Origin of the sequence: Halomonas ventosae (assembly GCF_004363555.1) — a bacterium.
In the GTDB taxonomy this organism is placed as follows: domain Bacteria; phylum Pseudomonadota; class Gammaproteobacteria; order Pseudomonadales; family Halomonadaceae; genus Halomonas; species Halomonas ventosae.
In genome coordinates this window covers 90,569-106,617 of sequence record NZ_SNZJ01000010.1, presented here as the reverse complement: position 1 = coordinate 106,617, position 16,049 = coordinate 90,569, and the positions used below count along the sequence as shown (strand labels likewise).

Annotated in this window: 16 protein-coding genes; 8 read left to right on the top strand and 8 right to left on the bottom strand. The window is 60.9% G+C overall.

Going from position 1 to position 16,049, the window contains the following annotated elements; all coding sequences use genetic code 11:
• Positions 1–21: 21 nt before the first annotated feature.
• The 4 genes from DFP85_RS10455 to DFP85_RS10440 all read right to left on the bottom strand — a co-directional run bounded on the left by DFP85_RS10455 (position 22) and on the right by DFP85_RS10440 (position 3,355).
• Entirely contained in the window at positions 22–852 is an 831-nt protein-coding gene (locus DFP85_RS10455; RefSeq protein ID WP_133636229.1) for a transporter, read from the bottom strand.
• 169 nt (positions 853–1,021) lie between these two features.
• Positions 1,022–1,669, bottom strand: coding sequence for a DUF3313 domain-containing protein (locus tag DFP85_RS10450; RefSeq protein ID WP_133636228.1), 648 nt, complete (start codon positions 1,667–1,669; stop codon positions 1,022–1,024).
• A gap of 68 nt (positions 1,670–1,737) precedes the next feature.
• Positions 1,738–2,238 carry a glycine zipper domain-containing protein gene (locus tag DFP85_RS10445; protein WP_133636227.1) on the bottom strand — a complete coding sequence of 167 codons (501 nt, stop codon included), beginning with the start codon at positions 2,236–2,238 and terminating at the stop codon, positions 1,738–1,740.
• Positions 2,239–2,623: 385 nt separating this feature from the next.
• Entirely contained in the window at positions 2,624–3,355 is a 732-nt protein-coding gene (locus DFP85_RS10440) for a porin family protein (RefSeq protein WP_133636226.1), read from the bottom strand.
• Positions 3,356–3,707: 352 nt separating this feature from the next.
• Between DFP85_RS10440 and DFP85_RS19215 the strand changes: the two genes are divergently transcribed.
• On the top strand, positions 3,708–3,836 hold the full coding sequence (locus DFP85_RS19215) for a hypothetical protein (RefSeq protein ID WP_279512934.1): 129 nt from the start codon (positions 3,708–3,710) through the stop codon (positions 3,834–3,836).
• 1 nt (position 3,837) lies between these two features.
• Here DFP85_RS19215 and DFP85_RS10435 read toward each other — a convergent pair whose 3' ends face one another.
• The 3 genes from DFP85_RS10435 to DFP85_RS10425 form a co-directional block, all read right to left on the bottom strand.
• A complete protein-coding gene (locus tag DFP85_RS10435) occupies positions 3,838–4,491 on the bottom strand; it encodes a response regulator transcription factor (protein ID WP_133636225.1) in 654 nt (217 codons plus the stop codon).
• Positions 4,488–6,299, bottom strand: a complete 1,812-nt coding sequence (locus DFP85_RS10430; RefSeq protein WP_133636224.1) for a sensor histidine kinase — start codon at positions 6,297–6,299, stop codon at positions 4,488–4,490. The genes DFP85_RS10435 and DFP85_RS10430 overlap by 4 nt, the downstream gene beginning before the upstream one ends.
• Positions 6,300–6,564: 265 nt before the next feature.
• Entirely contained in the window at positions 6,565–6,963 is a 399-nt protein-coding gene (locus DFP85_RS10425; protein ID WP_166644631.1) for a response regulator transcription factor, read from the bottom strand.
• Positions 6,964–7,590: 627 nt separating this feature from the next.
• Between DFP85_RS10425 and DFP85_RS10420 the strand changes: the two genes are divergently transcribed.
• The 7 genes from DFP85_RS10420 (at position 7,591) to DFP85_RS10390 (ending at position 15,305) form a co-directional block, all read left to right on the top strand.
• The gene (locus DFP85_RS10420) at positions 7,591–8,997 is read left to right on the top strand and encodes a DUF1254 domain-containing protein (protein WP_133636222.1); all 1,407 of its coding nucleotides are present in this window, start codon (positions 7,591–7,593) and stop codon (positions 8,995–8,997) included.
• A gap of 214 nt (positions 8,998–9,211) precedes the next feature.
• Positions 9,212–10,015 (top strand): bestrophin-like domain, encoded by an 804-nt coding sequence (locus tag DFP85_RS10415; protein ID WP_133636221.1) that lies wholly within the window; start codon positions 9,212–9,214, stop codon positions 10,013–10,015.
• 136 nt (positions 10,016–10,151) lie between these two features.
• On the top strand, positions 10,152–10,451 hold the full coding sequence (locus tag DFP85_RS18970; RefSeq protein ID WP_208108492.1) for a hypothetical protein: 300 nt from the start codon (positions 10,152–10,154) through the stop codon (positions 10,449–10,451).
• Positions 10,452–10,482: 31 nt separating this feature from the next.
• Entirely contained in the window at positions 10,483–11,004 is a 522-nt protein-coding gene (locus DFP85_RS10405) for a hypothetical protein (protein ID WP_133636220.1), read from the top strand.
• A gap of 443 nt (positions 11,005–11,447) precedes the next feature.
• Positions 11,448–12,296, top strand: coding sequence for a peptidyl-prolyl cis-trans isomerase (locus tag DFP85_RS10400; protein ID WP_243737273.1), 849 nt, complete (start codon positions 11,448–11,450; stop codon positions 12,294–12,296).
• Positions 12,293–13,282, top strand: a complete 990-nt coding sequence (locus DFP85_RS10395; RefSeq protein WP_133636218.1) for a HupE/UreJ family protein — start codon at positions 12,293–12,295, stop codon at positions 13,280–13,282. Before DFP85_RS10400 ends, DFP85_RS10395 begins: the two co-directional genes overlap by 4 nt.
• Before the next feature lie 64 nt (positions 13,283–13,346).
• Entirely contained in the window at positions 13,347–15,305 is a 1,959-nt protein-coding gene (locus DFP85_RS10390; RefSeq protein WP_133636217.1) for a DUF3604 domain-containing protein, read from the top strand.
• A 169-nt stretch (positions 15,306–15,474) separates the two neighbouring features.
• Here DFP85_RS10390 and DFP85_RS10385 read toward each other — a convergent pair whose 3' ends face one another.
• Complete coding sequence (locus DFP85_RS10385; RefSeq protein ID WP_133636216.1) at positions 15,475–15,936, bottom strand: flavodoxin family protein; 462 nt, start codon at positions 15,934–15,936, stop codon at positions 15,475–15,477.
• Positions 15,937–16,049: the final 113 nt, after the last annotated feature.

Here is a 16,049-nt window from a genome sequence, read left to right as displayed (position 1 = left end):
TACCCATCCATCGGTACGGGGCTAGTTCGGAAACACCAGGGTATAGGTCAGACGCCATCCCCAGCCGTCGGGCCCAGCTTCAGGGGCATCTGCCCAGTAGCGTGTTCCCAGTTGTAGGGACATCGGCTGCTGACCGACACGGAACAGCTGGGTGGCCAGCAGGTTGACCGGAACCGACCACGCCTCGGCCTCCCAGTCGTAGGTGGATTCGCTGTTCAAGGTTAGGGTCGTTAGCGTCGGGGTCGTGTAGGCCAGGAAGGGCTGCATGAACGTGGCACTGACGTCATTGCGATCATCGTCGCCTGCAAACGACCAGACATGATTCACCAGTCCGCCATAGGTCCAGCCGTTCTGCTGCTTCAGGGCCACGGCGGTTGGTCCCGCCGCCCACTTCTCTGCACCCAACAATTCATCACTGGCTGTCGGCAGCAGTAGCGCCGGCCCGGCCCCCCAGATCCAGCCACCGGCCGTCGGCGACTTGGGCGAGAAGAACACGCTCTGGAAGACATCCCCCACGCCGCTCTCGTCGGTGCCGGGTGGGAGATCCTGCTGGTCGATCAGCGGCAGGATGGTGCGGGAGATGACATTCCAATCCGCATTCAGGCTGAAGGGGATCACCGGCTGTATGTTAAGAACCCAGCGGCTTCCCTTGTCCGTCACGCCGATGTTCTCGTCGTAATTGAATTGGAAGGGCACGCTGGTCAGGGACGCAATCGGGTTACTCAGCTTCTTGGCAATTTCCAGGTCATCGCTGGCGGTCGCGGCCATGGTGAAGGCGCAGCCGACCGCTATTGTGGCAACCCAGGCAGCGTAGCGACGACTGCCAGCTTTGGTATCAATTTTAAGTGCCATTTTTTTTTGCTCCGTACCCCTCAGCATGCCTCAAGCAGTCGCAGCTGCTGCACCTCGCTGGTCGACTGTTTATTCCATCAGCTCAATCTCGCGGAGCCTCCGGTCCTTATCGAACCAGGGCTCGAGGCCCGTAGAGCTGGAAGATCGCGTTCCAGCCACATTTTTGAACTCACTGCGCGATCTGCATGCGCTGTTTGAAGCGCCCAGCATAGTAGGTGAGGGTCTGGCTGATGGAGTCCCAGGAGAGGTTCTCGCCATCCGCTGAGCTCGGTGCCTTGTCGGTCAGCACCCCCAGCCGCTTGCCACTGACCGAGTCAAGGACTTCGACCTCAAGGACGGCATCGCTCAAGATGATGCGTGCTCCCGCCGCATTGGCGGCCGCTGTGACAACGAAACCGATGGGGGTATACCCCATCAGGCCACGCTTCTTGTTATCCATTTTCACGTCAACGAGAGCCGCACGAATGTAGAGCACTCCAGGTCCAGGCTGACTGACCACGGGAACCTCCGGCTCCAGTGAAATGGTTACCGCTTCCACGAATCCGTCTGCCAGTGCCTTGAGCTCATTGGCCCTGAGCCCCTTCTCCTTGGACTCGGGACTGATATAGATGGTGATCGGCTCTATCATCACCCGGGTGTAGTCTTCTCTCCTGAAATCAGGGCTTTCCCAGATCATGGCCCCGGCACGATCCGGGTCCTGGGAAAGCTCGGGCATCTCCTCGATAAACTCGGACGCCCCGGCCATGGAAACCTGCAGGGCGACAAGCAACGTTCCTGTGGCCAGCGCCAGACGTCGCAGGTGGAATGACACTCTCATCTGACTCTCCTTGTGTTTCTCACGTTTTGCTGTCGCCCGGGCATGATCCCGAAGCGGTGTCGTGTGACTCAGCGGATGGTGTAGCCACGCCCTTCCATGCAGGCGGCGTAGGCGCGGCTGAAGGTGTCCATCTGCTGTTGCTGCTGACTATGTGTCTGCTGCTGCTGGACCTGTTGCTGCTGCATCTGCTGTTGCTGCTGCCGTGCCCGACGTCCCCCAGCCATGGTGCCGACCACGGCGCCGATGGCGGCCCCTTCGCCGGCATCGTCGTTGGCGATTTCGCCAATCAGCGCGCCACCCGCAGCTCCACGCACGGCGCCGCGAAAGCGCTCACCGCCACTGCCCGATGTCGTCCCAGCTTGTGGCGAGGATGGAGTGGGGCTTTGGGTGACGACTGCAGGGTCTATGCCTGTTGACTGCTTGGCCCATGCATGACAAGCGGCCTCGTCACTAGCTTGTTGTGTTGCTGTTTGTCCCTTGGCTGGGTAGACAATTGACTGTTGGGCCGATACGGAAAACCCGAAGCATAGAAACGAAACCCCAAGTAAAATTCGTGGCACAATGTTCATTCAATGGCTTCCATTGACGTTTGAATGTAACTTAATACTGTTTCTTTGATTTTTAGCCAACCCTTTTTTCTGGGTTGAGTTAATCATTATGATCGCCTTTCCAAAATGGTTCTTCTAAGATTTTTGTGAGCCGTGCAACCTTGCCTACATGCTAACCAGAGTGCTGTTGTTTATTTGGCAATAGTTCAGCTTTTTAGATTGACTAAAAGAACATGAGTTCTGATTATGCAGTCGTGGACCCGCGGCTGGACGTTCCGCGACTGTTGGCGGGACGGGTCGCTACTTCAGGGCGGTCAGATTTGTGAACTCTTGTCCCCTTCGCTCCAGCGATGGCGTACCGAACCAAGGCACGCCACACGCTTCGATGCGTCCTAGGGGAAAAACTTCAGAACAATCCGCCAAAGCCGACCACTAAGCCATGAAACGCGGCATCGAACTCGTTCCCGGCGTCTCCCTCAATGTCGTAGTGGAGACGGCGGTAACCGATGCGTGCCGCCCAGGTGTCCGTAATCTTGTACTGGAACTGCGGCCAGAGTTCCCACGTGCTATCGGAATCCCCTGTACCGAAGGAGAGCGTGGGGTTGAAAAGCCAGCGCTCGTTGATCGGCAAGCTGGGCCGAACCACCACCACAGCATCCGTATAGTCCTTGTCACGCGTGAAGGTACCAACGCCGCTGATGGAAAGCTCGTTGTCCAGAGAAAGTTGCCGTGCACCCAACATGACGTCGACGTGCTGGCCAGGCATCCAGCCATCAAATTGGTAGCCCGCCGCCAGCGTCCAGATGACGGAATCGGTCTCCAGCTCAGCGCTCGCGCCGGATGGCGTATCCACTGCACCAGTGCTCAGGCTGAAGTAGTCAACCTGGCCCCAGAACACCAACCTATCCCGTCTCAGCACCCCCAGTACCGAACCGGCGAGGTCAGTGTTGTCGAGAAGGTCATCAAAGCCAACATCGATCTCGACGTCATTACCTTGAACCGTCGCATCACCGTCAATACCCGCCGCCCAGAGGTAGGGAGTGATTTCACCACTCCACTGAGCATGCGCTGTTGAAAACCAGACCGACCCGATTGTCGCTACCCCGGCTACGATAACCGTAGGAATGATCGTTCGCATTTGAGATCCCTCAGTTCACTCCAGATGCCAGAATTTAGGTATAGAGCATTCAGGCGGAAGCGTTCATTGGACCTTGGCCCTACTTGATCCTGCATAATTCGTGCGCCAGAAGGAGTCTGGTCACTCGTACATCGGCTATGAGCAGCCGGGGCGGTTGTCTTTGGAGTCTTGTGGGCAGCCAACCTCACCCGGTCAAGGCTGCCCACCAGCAGGAAGCGAGCCTTGGGTTGGTACGGGTGACCCTGCGGGCGAAGCAATGGGGTAGAGCCCTCCCCACCCGATACAGGCGCTGTTGCGCCCCAATGACAGAAGTGAGGGCCACTGCCCTGCCCACGGTTGAGGAGCCTATCCCATGACCACTTCTCGCGTCGGTGTCGGTATTACCAAGGCGGTCTTCCATACCACGCTGTTGACCGCCATGACCAAGCACAGTAGCGCGGCGAGTATGGCCGTATTCAGGCTCGTTAACTGGTGGCCGTGAGTCACTCCGGAGGTTCTTCCGGCAAGTGCGGGCCGACAATGCCGAGCATCTGACACTGTCTCGCCAACTCTGCCACGCTGCGGACGCGCATCTTCGCCATGACCCGGCTGCGGTGCACCTTCACGGTCTTCTCGGCAATGCCGAGGTCCGCGGCAATCTGCTTGTTGAGCCATCCACCGACCACATGTTCCAAGACTTCAAGTTCGCGTCGGGTGAGCCGAGCCATCGCCTCGCAGACCCGCTGCTCGGCGGCCAGCCTCGCCAGTGTGCAGGCACTTCGCCGCAGGGCTTCGCGGACTACCGGAAGAAGCGTCTCCTCGGAGGCCGGCTTGATGAGGTAGTCGACGGCGCCATGCTTCATGCCGTTGACGGCGGCACCAAGTTCGCCGTTGCCCGTGAGGAAGATCACTGCCAACGCCGGACTGTGGGTGGCCAGTAAGGCTTGCAGTTGAACCCCGTCCATGTCCGGTAAGCCAATATCTAACAGGGCGCATCCCGTGGAATTCTTCGGCAGCGTCGTGAGCATGCTCTCGGCGCTTTCATGACAGGCCACCGCGTAGCCGTTGGCCATGAGAAGTCGCCCGAGGGACCGACGAACGCTGTCGTCATCCTCGACAACGTACACCCGAGGCTCGCTCGTTGCCTGGTTCGTCATGACCTGTTGCCTCGTCCTTCGGCGCGCTGACTCGCGAATTGCGACTCTTGGGCGGGTAACGTAAACCGGAAGGTGGTACCTGGCTCCGGCTCGTTACTCTCTGCCCAGATGCGCCCGTCCTGCCATTCGATGATGTTGCGACAGACGGCCAGCCCGATTCCCATGCCCTCCGGCTTGGTGCTGTAGAAGGGGGTGAAGAGGCGGTGCATCTCGGAAGCCGGTATGCCCTGCCCGCTATCCCGTACCGAAACCTGCACCGCCCCGGACTCATCCAACTCGGCGCGTACATCGACCCGGCGGGACCCTTCGGGCTGCTGTTCCACGGCGTGGATGGCGTTGAGCAGCAGGTTGAGAAGGACTTGCTGGATCTGCGGCTTGTTCGCTGTCGCGATGCAACTCGGTTCGAGGTTCCTGCGGCAGACAACACCTTTCAGTGCCATTTCGGCACCCAGCATGTCGAGAACCTCGCGTACCGCCTCCGAGAGGTCGTCTGGCTCGTGCGGTGATGGCGTGTGTCGCGTCATATCCCGCAAGGTTCTCACTATCTGGCTCGCACGCTTTGCATCAGCGGCGATGTCGGCCAACACTTCGCGGATAGGCTCCATCGACAAGGGGTGAGCCTCCAGAAGTCGCAGTCCCGCCTGAGCGTTGCTCAGGGTTGCGGTGAGCGGCTGCATGAGTTCGTGGGCGAGGGAGGCGCTGATCGCGTCGAGTCGTGTGACCCGCTCCATGTGCGTGAGTTGCTGGCGAAGCTCGAGCGCTTCCAGGTCGGCATTCCGCGAGGCTGTCACATCCTCCGAGACGCAGCCGTAGGCCCAGATGTGGTCGTTGGAATCGAATACGGGGAAGCGCCGCGAGCGCAGGAAGCGGATACCATCCGGTGACTGCACCCTCTCCTCCGTCTCCACTTCGTCCCCCTTCGTGAAGGTATCGGTGTCGGCCTGGTGGCTCGTCGTGAGATCCTGGCCCGGGAATAGCTGCCGATCCGTGCGACCCCGCAGCCTGGCCGTGTCAAGACGGTACTCATCCGTGAATGCCTTGTTGGCGAGCAGATACCGTCGATTCCGGTCCTTCAGGGTGATCATCGCCGGGACGTGGTCCAGCAGCGCCTGCATCCAGTTCAGGCGCTGATCTTGTCCTACCGCCGCGCTCATCAGCACGAGCGCGGGAAGCAGACTCAGCTCGAAGGCCGGGGAGGTGTCCGCCAGCTTCAGCAAGCGCATCAGCTCGAGCAGGGTACCCACGGTGAACACGGCGAGTGCCACGCCGACTGCCAGGTGGCGGCCTGCCGTCCCCGACCGATACCGCCGTCGGCAGGCGAGGATGCCGTCAAGCTGGGCCGTTACCAGCCCCAGGAGCAGGGCGGTATAGAGGAGGGTGGGGGCAGAGAGTGGGGCCTCCGGTTGTTCCGCGGCATGCCAAGGGGCCAAGCCATCGGCAAGAGGCCCCGTGGCGGGAACACCAGCCACGCCGAGCGCAATGATCAGGACGTAGAGACTCAGCGCGATACGCGGCCATCGGGGCCGAGCGTTGGTGAATTCGACCAGGAACCAGGGCAAGACGGCGAACGCCATTGCGGCGGTGATGACCTCGGCGCGCCACCCGCCCGTGAGGGCATCATACGAAAGCGTGTGATGGCCGATGGCTCGCACGGCGAGATGTCCGGCCATCAGCGCGCAGAAGACGGCAAACAGCTGCTGGGAGCGCTCGACTTGTCGCCCACGGCTCAACATCCCGTGGTGGAAAGCCCCGAACAGCCACACGCCCGCCAGCACGAAGAGGGCTGACGCGTAGATCTCGTCCTGCATATTGGGCACCTCACAAGCACCGCCACCAAGGTTGGCAGCGATGCTTGCCCCGAATTCCTTCCAGACTAGCCCAGATTCCCAATAGGGTGTTGATGCAGATCAAGTCGTCATCACCCTGGCCGACCACCAGGGAATCAGCGCCTGAAGGGGAGGGGCGGCGATGGGGAGGGCGTGCGTCGCCTTCCGTGATATCGAGATGGGCCCGAATGTCGGGCGCCCCCGGGCTCCATGCCAGCCCGTTGTGGGTGCCGACTCGTCCATTGCATCAGCCATCGTTCTGGTTCAACGCGGTCACCCACTCGATGGCGTCGAGCAATGCCTTGTCGTCGACAGGCTTGCTGAAGAACAGTTTTGCCCCGCGGCGTTTGGCCATTCGGCGGGTGAGCTCGTCGTCAGTCGCCGAGAGGGCAATCACTGGTATGTCAATGCCCCGCTGACGCATGCGTTCGATCGTCAGTAGCCCGCTTGAACCCGGCATGGTGATATCCAGGAGCAGGCAGCAACTATCTGTCTTGTTGAAACGCACGGCGTCGAGAAAGTGGTCGGGAGCGTCGAAAACGGCGACCTGGAACCCGGCGGCGCCTAGCAGTCGCAACAGGCTACGACGCACGGAAGCATCGTCATCGACCACGAACACGGACACATCTGAGCGATTCGATGCCAACTCTTGGCCCTCCTGCATGAACTAGAAGGTTTAGACCTTTTCCAGTCCTGGCGTCATTGGCCCTTGGTCCCACTCAGCATTTTCGTGCCTGGCGATTCGGCCAGCGCGGATCAGCCGTTGCCCACTTTCCGAAAGAGCCAGTCGATGATCGGCAGTGTGTCGATGGTACGTGTTTTCAACTTCTACCCAACGCCAGGCGCTGAGAGCGGCACGGAGCGAAGAAGCCTTTGCCAACCCTATGTTTCCGACAGGGCCGCGATGAAACGCGATGGGACCAAGGTCCAACTACCGCCTACCAGGCCAAGTGCCTAGGCTTTTTCCAGCGACGAGTCGTGTGCCATCAACATTCGGCTCCCGATTTCAGGCGTACCGATAACTAGCCATTGCTGAAAAAAGCCGCATTCGGCTCGATAGCGAGGCATGTCATTCCTGGTCGGAAGGCACAGGAGTCGTCATACGGCTACTGCTGTGAAAGGGCGCCGCTTCGGCTGTGGGGCGCTGATCCTGTCCAAGATCGTGTAGGTGAGGTAATACGCACCCTCGGGGACCTGGGAGGAGTGCTGATATGCGTGGGTGGTTGTTAGCTGTCCAGTTTTTAATCCCGTTCAACAGCAAAGGACACACAAGATGACAAGACTCACAAGACTCATCGCGCTGGGGTGCATCACGGCGCTGCTTGCGCTTCCACAGATCCAGGCTCACGCCCAAGATAAGATCAGTGCTGCGGAAGCACGCGCCATCGCCAAGGAAGCCTACATCTACGGTTATCCCATGGTGGACGGCTACCGCATCCAATACGGCTACTTCGTTGACAAGACCGACCCCGAATACAAGGGACAGTGGAATGAGATCCACAACATCCCGCGCGTCTACACCCCGGAGGACAAGGCCGTCCAGACGCCCAATTCCGACACGCCATATTCCTTTATCGGTGCAGACCTCCGGGCCGAACCGCTCGTTCTGACGGTCCCGGAAATTCCAGAAGGTCGCTATTATTCGATTCAGTTCATCGACGCCTATACGTTCAACTTTGCCTATGCCGGCAGCCGAACCACCGGTAACGAAGCGGGTAGCATCATGCTGGCTGGCCCGAATTGGAATGGCGAGAAACCGCAGGGAATCAAGAAGGTCATACAGTCCGAGACCGAGATAAACGTGCTCATCTATCGCACTCAACTTTTTGATCCGTCCGACATCGACAACGTGAAAAAAATCCAGGCCGGATACAAGGTGGAGCCGCTCTCGTCCTTTCTCGGTACCGCAGCGCCTACCCCGGCCCCGGCCATCGACTACATCAAGCCGATCAGCCAGGAAGAGCAGAAAAGCTCTCTAGAGGTGTTCACTATCCTGAATTTCATCCTGCAATTCAGTCCGACTGTTCCGTCCGAGAAGGAGCTCATGGAGAGGTTCGCCAAGATTGGCATCGGCGCCGGAAAGACCTTTGATCCCAAAAAGCTTTCCCCTGAAATGAAGAAAGCCTTCGAGGAAGGCATGGTCGACGCTTGGAAAGAATTTTCGGACGGCGCGAAGTTATTGGCGGAAGGTAAAATTACCGCCGGCGATGTCTTCGGCACGCGCGCATCCATGAAAAACAATTACTTTTATCGCTGGCTTGCAACCATTGGCATCTGGGGAAATTCAAAACATGAAGCGATGTACCCTATTTATTTTACTGACGCTAGCGGCCAAAAGCTCAACGGCGCTAACCGCTATACTCTGCATTTCCCCAAGGGGAAACTGCCACCAGCGCATGCATTCTGGTCGCTCACCATGTATCAGCTGCCGGAGAGCTTGCTGGTAGCCAATCCCATCGACCGCTACCTCATCAACTCACCGATGTTGCCGGACATGAAAATGGATGACGATGGCGGCCTCACGCTCTACATCCAGCACGAGTCACCCGGAAAGAACATGGAATCGAATTGGCTTCCTGCACCCAAGGGACCATTTTCATCTTACCTGCGTATCTACTGGCCGAAGCCCGATGCGCTCACCGGAAAATGGAACCCTCCGCCGGTAAAGCAAGTGCCCTAGCACAATGAATCGGCCTGACATTGGGATTCGTCAGGCCAGCTAACAAGTCGATCAACCGGAGCGGCGGTTGGGCGCGGAATCTATAATCAATGCCTCTGTCGCCGCCCGGTTAGCTCAGGCGTTGGACGGCATGATACAAGGACTATTCTATGCCCGATATAACGGCTATTCGCGACATCTCGCGAACCTGGCCACTACCGAGGCGTGAGGGGCGGTGAGTTTCCAGCAGATACTTGATTCACTGCCGATCGGTGGCGTCTTCGTAGCGTTCGGCATCTTCGCGCTGACCGTTATCGAGGTTGGTTACCGCTACGGGTATTGGTGGCAGGAGCGCACGCATGACGAGAAGGAGGGCCCCACGGGCATGATCGTGGGCTCGCTCCTGGCCCTTATGGCGTTCCTGCTCGCGGTCGCGATGGGGATGGCATCCGATCGCTTCGACACGCGCCGCGGGCTCGTGCTGGCCGAGGCGAATTCCATAGGTACCACTTACCTCAGGGCCGGCTACCTGCCAGAGCCGGCCTCGAGCGAGATCCGGGATCTGCTCCGCGAGTACGTTCCCCTGCGCATCGCGACCGACGATCTGGCGGACGTCCGAGTGAGAATAACTCGATCGGTCGAGCTTCAAGAGAAGCTCTGGTCAGTCGCCGAAGAGTTGGCCCGCGCCACACCCGAATCTGACGTCCTGGCTCTGTTCATTGACTCACTGAACGAGACGATCGACCTAAACGAGACGCGGGTAACGGCGGGCATCTACGCACGCGTACCCGAAACGATCATCCTCCTCCTCTTCTGCGGCTCGATGCTGACGCTGGGGATGGTGGGCTACAACGCAGGCTTGATCCAGCGGCGCAGCCCCATTACTACCATCGTGCTGATCGCCCTCCTTGGTGCGGTTATCACCCTTGTGGTCGATCTCGATCGACCGCGCGACGGATTCCTCAAGGTGAGCCAGCAGCCGCTCATCGATCTGCAGGAGCAGGTCGGAGCACTTCCGCCAGCGAATCCACCTAAGTAGCTGGCGTGCCACCCAACAAGGCGCGCCAGCCGACGGCCAACCCGCTTCGCGAGCTGTCTGCGGCTGAGCTGAAACGTTATCTGGCCTATCAACTGCGTAGTTCAATACGGAGTTCAACGAGAAGGGGAACACCATCATGAGAACTTGTACCGGAATGGCTCTTTCCTGCCTTCTGCTTCTAACGCCCATATCATCGTTCGCGAGTGCCCAAGTCGAAGCAGGACCGGAGGAAGCCCGCGAGATCGCCAAGGAAGCCTATATCTACGCCAATCCGGTGGTAGATAACTATCGAATCCAGTATGCCTACTTCGTGGACAGGAAGAGTCCGGAGTTCAGGGCGCCGTGGAACCAGATCTATAACATGGCTCGGGTTTTCACGCCTGATGACAAAGCGATTCAGACCGCTAATGGTCAGCCTTTGTCGGAAAGCGCCTGAAGTGTCGTTAACCGTGGGGGAACAAGACCCGATGGAACTGAGAAAAAAGCTGACCCACGAGCTAAAAGCGGTGGGACTGTTAACGCTCTATTTTGGCTGCTGGTTGGCCGCCTTTCTCTTGCTGAAGCAGCTCATTCTGGCGGAATACCATATCGAATTCAGTGGTATATCCAAGGCGGTTGTGGGCGCGCTGATCCTGTCCAAGGTCGTGCTGGTGATGCAGCACGTACCCCTGGGGACCTGGGTGCGGCGGCAATCAGCTTGGGTAGATGTTGTACTGCGTACCACCTTGTACGCCCTTGGTGTACTGGTCGTCCTGCTGCTGGAAAAGGGCTTCGAGGGAAGGCACGAGTATGGCGGCTTTATTCCCTCGCTGAGTGCGTTGTTCCGGGACCTGGATATGCCCCACGTCTGGGCGAACGTCATCTGCCTGTCTGGTGCTTTGCTGGGCTACAACGTGTTGTCCGTGATCCGCACACGCCTGGGCGCGGGCGTGCTGGCGAGGATGTTCCTGACGCCCCTGCCGGAAGAGCCAGAAGGGAACGGCGACTGAGCCGTGGTCAAGAATACCGGGTAACCTTGCAGGTCGCCTATCGGTTTGGACCATTTCCCCAACAACTGCCTCATCCAACCGGTTAACGCTCGGCCTGTGCTGCAGTAGTTATAAAGACTGAGTGCGGTGCAGGGGCGCCGCATTCAGCCCCGATGGCCACATCTTGCGTCCTACGCCATGAGGTAGGGGTGGCCCTTGAGGCGCTGCTGCAATATTAAGTGGGCCCAAGGTCCAACTACCGACCTCGCGGCGAAGCACCTAGGCTTTTCCAGCAGAGAGATTAGCCTACAAGTTCCCGGTGCACCCTTAGGGCGCAATGGTGAAGTCCTTCTCTGGCTGGCTATCTCGCACTCGTGATGGTTGGCGGTTTTTTATGCCCATGGAGGGTATCGGACATGCACTCCAGACAGTCCATCGTATCGCGGATCGCGAGGGAACCCTTGGTGCACTTCCTGCTGATCGGAGGAGTGCTCTTTGGAGTCTATGGCGCGACGGCAGATCCGGAAGCCAATTCGCCTGACAACCGGATCGTGATGACGGCGGGGGATATCGAGCGGCTGGAAACGCTGTGGCAGAAGCGTTGGCAACGGCCCCCGACAGAAGCCGAGGTCGCCGGCCTCATCAATGAACAGGTTCGCGAGGAGGTGCTCTACCGCGAGGCGCTAGCGCTCGGGCTCGACCGCGACGATACGGTGATTCGCCGTCTGCTGAGACAGAAGTTCGAGTTCGTCACCCAGGACCTCGCCGCGTTGCGCGAACCTTCTGCCGAGGAACTCGCCGGCTGGTTTGAGGCGAACCGCGAGCAGTATCGCACGCCGCCCCGGCTCTCCTTCACTCAGGTCTACTTCGACCTGGATCGGCGCGGCGCGGCAGGCGAGCAGGCGGCTCGAGTGGTGCTGGCAAGCCTGCGCACGGGCGATGCCGGTCCGGACGGGTTGGGTGACGGCAGGCTGCTCGATCGAACCTATCGTGGCAGCACGGCACAGGAGGTCGCACTCCTGTTCGGACAGGACTTCGTGAACGCGCTCATGCGACTTGAGACGGGCATCTGGTCCGGGCCGATCGCGTCCGGCTATGGATTGCATCTGGTCCGACTGGAGGGGCGGCAGGCGGGCGTGACCCCGCCGCTCGCGGAGATAGAGGCGAAGGTCAGGGCAGACTGGGCGCACGCGCAACGCCAGCAAGCGAACGAGGCGATCTATCGCCAGCTCCTCGCCCGCTACGAGGTGGTGATCGAGGAAGAAGCCGACGCAATGCCGGCTGGGCTGGCAATGGGCAGGGGGCGGCCATGATCGCCCGGCTCGCTATCGCATTGGCCGTGCTGCTGTTCTGGGCAACGCCCGCAAGCGCCCATGAGTCGCGCCCGGCCTATCTCGACATTCGCGAGTTGCCATCCGGCCAGTATGAGGTGCTCTGGAAGCGGCCGGCACGCGGTGACCAGGCGCTGGGCCTTTCGGTCGGCTGGCCTGGGGCCTGCTCCGAGGTTGCCGCCGGCACCGGCCCTGCCGTCCCCGGCGCGCTGGTCGAGCGTGGCCTGATCGACTGTGGCGCGGATGGTATCGTCGGTCAGCGCGTCGTCATCGAGGGGCTTGAAGGCATGCGCACCGATACGCTCGTCCGGGTCGCATTCGGTGATGGTACCGCACAGACCAATCTCGTGAAGCCATCCGCCCCGTGGGTGGACATCGAGGGCCCTCGCCCCGCGCTTGCCGTCTCCGGCGATTACTTCGTCCTGGGCATCGAGCATATCCTGCTCGGGCTTGACCATCTGCTCTTCGTGCTCGGATTGACGCTGATCGTTCGAGGAACCGCGTTGCTGGTCAAGACCATCACCGCCTTCACGATCGCGCACAGCCTGACGCTTGCCGCCGCCACCCTCGGCGTCGTCGCCGTGCCGCAGGCGCCGGTCGAGGCGGTGATCGCGCTCAGCATTCTCTTCCTGGCGAGCGAGCTGGCGCGGCAGGGGCGCGGGGAGCCGGGACTCACCGCGCGGCATCCTTGGATCGTGGCATTCGCCTTCGGTCTTCTGCATGGCCTCGGATTCGCGGGGGCCCTGGCGGAGGTCGGCCTGCCCTCCGCTGATATTCCGCTGGCGCTGCTGACCTTCAATCTCGGTGTCGAGGCGGGACAGCTCGCCTTCGTCGCCGCCGTCGCCGCCTGCCTTTGGGCCTGGCGTCGTGTGAGTGTTGCACCCTCGCGATGGGGGGCGGGAGCGTCCGCCTACGCCATCGGCTCGCTGGCGGCCTTCTGGCTGATCGAGCGCGTGACAGGCTTTTGATGAGCACCGCGGATGGGACTGTACGACCAACCCTTTTGATTCAAGCGATGGAAGGAGAAAGACGATGTCCTGGGTAACGCTTCACCGAGTTCTACTTGCCGGCTCAACGGCGGCCGTATTGAGCCTTCCGGCCGTGGCGCAAGAACGTTCGACCGTGGGTATCAACACCAGCACGATGGATGAGGAGGCACTTCAGGGTATCCAGCAGCCGCGACCGTACTCGCCTTATGCCGGGCGCAATTTCCCCACGCGACCGTTTTTCGGCGACACGCACCTGCACACCGGCATGTCCATGGACGCCGGTGCCGCCGGCGCGCGGCTCATGCCGCAGGACGCCTATCGCTTTGCAAAGGGTGAAGAGCTCATGGCCTCGAGCGGTCAGCAGGTGAAGCTTTCGCGCCCGCTCGATTTCCTGGTCGTCGCCGACCATTCCGATAACATGGGGTTCTTCCCGCAACTGCTCTCGGGCGCCCCTTCCTCGCTGGCGGATCCAACGGGAAGAAAGTGGTACAACATGGTCCAGTCCGGCAAGGGGATGGAGGCGGCACTCGAGATCGTCAACTCTTTCTCGGATGGATCCTTCCCGAAGGATCTGCTGTCGATGCCGGGCGCGAGTGTCTATCGCTCGGCCTGGGAGGAAACCATCGAGGCGGCCGAGGCGGCCAACGAGCCGGGCCGTTTCACCGCCTTCATCGGCTATGAGTGGACCTCGAACTCCGGTGGCAACAACTTGCACCGCAACGTCATCTACCGCGACGGCGGGAGCTATGCCCGGCAGATGGAGCCCATGGTGACCCTGGCGCCCTGGGGCAGCGACAACCCCCGCGAGCTTTGGAAGTGGATGCAAGCCTACGAGGAGAAGACCGGCGGCGACGTACTCGCCATTGCGCACAACGGCAACCTCTCGAACGGCCGCATGTTCCCGCGCATCGAGTCCTTCACCGGTCAGCCAATCGATGATGCCTATGCCGAGGGCCGGGCCCGCTGGGAACCGCTCTACGAGGTGACGCAGATGAAGGGTGACGGCGAGGCCCACCCCTTCCTCTCGCCGAACGACGAGTTCGCCGACTACGAGACCTGGGACAAGGGCAACCTGGTCCTGAGCGAGGCGAAGACGCAGGACATGCTGGAGTTCGAGTATGCCCGCTCGGCGCTGAAGAACGGGCTGGCCCTTGAGCCGGAGCTCGGCACGAATCCCTACAAGTTCGGCCTGATCGGTTCGACCGATTCGCATACCGGCCTCGCCACCGCCGAGGAGGATAACTTCTTCGGCAAGGTCTCGAGCATGGAGCCGGGGCCGGAGCGGATCAAGCGACCCTTCATGAGGCGAGGTGACCTGCAGATCATGGAGTGGGAGGTGACCGCCTCCGGCTACGCCGCCGTGTGGGCCACGGAGAATACCCGTGAAGCGATCTTCGATGCCATGGAGCGGCGTGAGGCCTATGCCACCACCGGCAGTCGCATTATCGTCCGCTTCTTCGGCGGCTGGGATTATACGCCCGAGGATGCGCACAGTCGGCTCCCGGCCGAGACCGGCTACACCAAGGGGGTGCCCATGGGCGGGGACCTCAGCGATGCGCCGGAGGGCAAGGCCCCGACCTTCCTCGTCGCCGCGCTCAAGGACCCGATCGGCGCCAACCTCGACCGCATACAGATCATCAAGGGCTGGGTCGATGCCAACGGCGAGACGCAGGAAAAAGTTCATGACGTGGTCTGGAGCGATGCCGATGAGCGCGAGCTGGGCACCGATGGCACGCTGCCCCCGGTCGGCAACTCGGTGGATGTGGCCGAGGCGACCTGGACCAACACCATCGGAGCCCCCGAACTGATCACGGTCTGGACCGACCCGGACTTTGACGCCTCTCAACGCGCCTTCTACTACGCCCGCGTTATCGAGATCCCAACCCCGCGCTGGACCGCCTACGACGCCAAGTTCTACGGCTTGACGATGCCGGACGAGGTGCCGATGACCACGCAGGAGCGGGCCTACACCTCGCCAATCTGGTTCACCCCGAAGGGCTGAGTGTTAACCAAGAAGGCGGTCCCAGGACGGCCGCCTCTCGGACCTCTCCTCGAGACCGTGTTTCTGCGCTCGAACAAGCGGCACTGATCACGAGAGGAGGGCCGATGGATGAGAGCATATGGAAGGATCTCTTGACCAAATTATCTACGCGAACGTGAGAAACAGCACACTAGAGAATCCCGCTTTCCAGCCCTGCGGCCATCGCCATGCCCAGTTCCTCCACCTGGTCGACGAAGGCCTCCTGCCACTCGCCGCGCAGGGTCAGCGGTTCCTGCACCCACTTCCAGCGCAGGCCGGTGACGATCCCCTCCACGGCCCGGCGGGTGCCGGTGCCGTCGCGGCCGGCGCGGATATAGAGCGCGCAGGGCAGCCCCTGCTTCTCCTCCAGCACCGGGTAGTAGCTGCGGTCGAAGAAGTCCTTCAGGGCGCCGCTCATGTAGCCCAGGTTCTCGGTGGTGCCGAGCAGGATGGCATCGCAGCCCAGGACATCCTCGGGGCCGGCCTCCAGGGGTGGCTTCACGGTGACCTCGACGTCTTCGATATCGGGGTGGCGGGTTCCACGCTCGGCGGCCTCGCGCAGCCGGAGGGTATTGGGCGAGGGGGCATGGGCGACGATCAGCAGGCGAGGCATGGCGGTCTCCCGGGTTGAACTCATGGCTTGCGGCCATCATGCCATGGAGAGGTGGCGTTGACAGGCGCCGGGCTTTCTCCGACGCTGAGTCGGCGCTGTCTCACCGTCTTGCC

Bases quoted from the DNA above. Each gene is read 5' to 3' on its own strand.
- DFP85_RS10450 (WP_133636228.1), bottom strand. From the start codon at position 1,669: ATGAGAGTGTCATTCCACCTGCGACGTCTGGCGCTGGCCACAGGAACG.
- DFP85_RS18970 (WP_208108492.1), top strand. From the start codon at position 10,152: ATGAGAACTTGTACCGGAATGGCTCTTTCCTGCCTTCTGCTTCTAACG.
- DFP85_RS19215 (WP_279512934.1), top strand. From the start codon at position 3,708: ATGACCACTTCTCGCGTCGGTGTCGGTATTACCAAGGCGGTCTTCCAT.
- DFP85_RS10445 (WP_133636227.1), bottom strand. From the start codon at position 2,238: ATGAACATTGTGCCACGAATTTTACTTGGGGTTTCGTTTCTATGCTTC.
- DFP85_RS10405 (WP_133636220.1), top strand. From the start codon at position 10,483: ATGGAACTGAGAAAAAAGCTGACCCACGAGCTAAAAGCGGTGGGACTG.
- DFP85_RS10390 (WP_133636217.1), top strand. From the start codon at position 13,347: ATGTCCTGGGTAACGCTTCACCGAGTTCTACTTGCCGGCTCAACGGCG.
- DFP85_RS10395 (WP_133636218.1), top strand. From the start codon at position 12,293: ATGATCGCCCGGCTCGCTATCGCATTGGCCGTGCTGCTGTTCTGGGCA.
- DFP85_RS10385 (WP_133636216.1), bottom strand. From the start codon at position 15,936: ATGCCTCGCCTGCTGATCGTCGCCCATGCCCCCTCGCCCAATACCCTC.
- DFP85_RS10430 (WP_133636224.1), bottom strand. From the start codon at position 6,299: ATGCAGGACGAGATCTACGCGTCAGCCCTCTTCGTGCTGGCGGGCGTG.
- DFP85_RS10440 (WP_133636226.1), bottom strand. From the start codon at position 3,355: ATGCGAACGATCATTCCTACGGTTATCGTAGCCGGGGTAGCGACAATC.
- DFP85_RS10455 (WP_133636229.1), bottom strand. From the start codon at position 852: ATGGCACTTAAAATTGATACCAAAGCTGGCAGTCGTCGCTACGCTGCC.
- DFP85_RS10420 (WP_133636222.1), top strand. From the start codon at position 7,591: ATGACAAGACTCACAAGACTCATCGCGCTGGGGTGCATCACGGCGCTG.
- DFP85_RS10435 (WP_133636225.1), bottom strand. From the start codon at position 4,491: ATGACGAACCAGGCAACGAGCGAGCCTCGGGTGTACGTTGTCGAGGAT.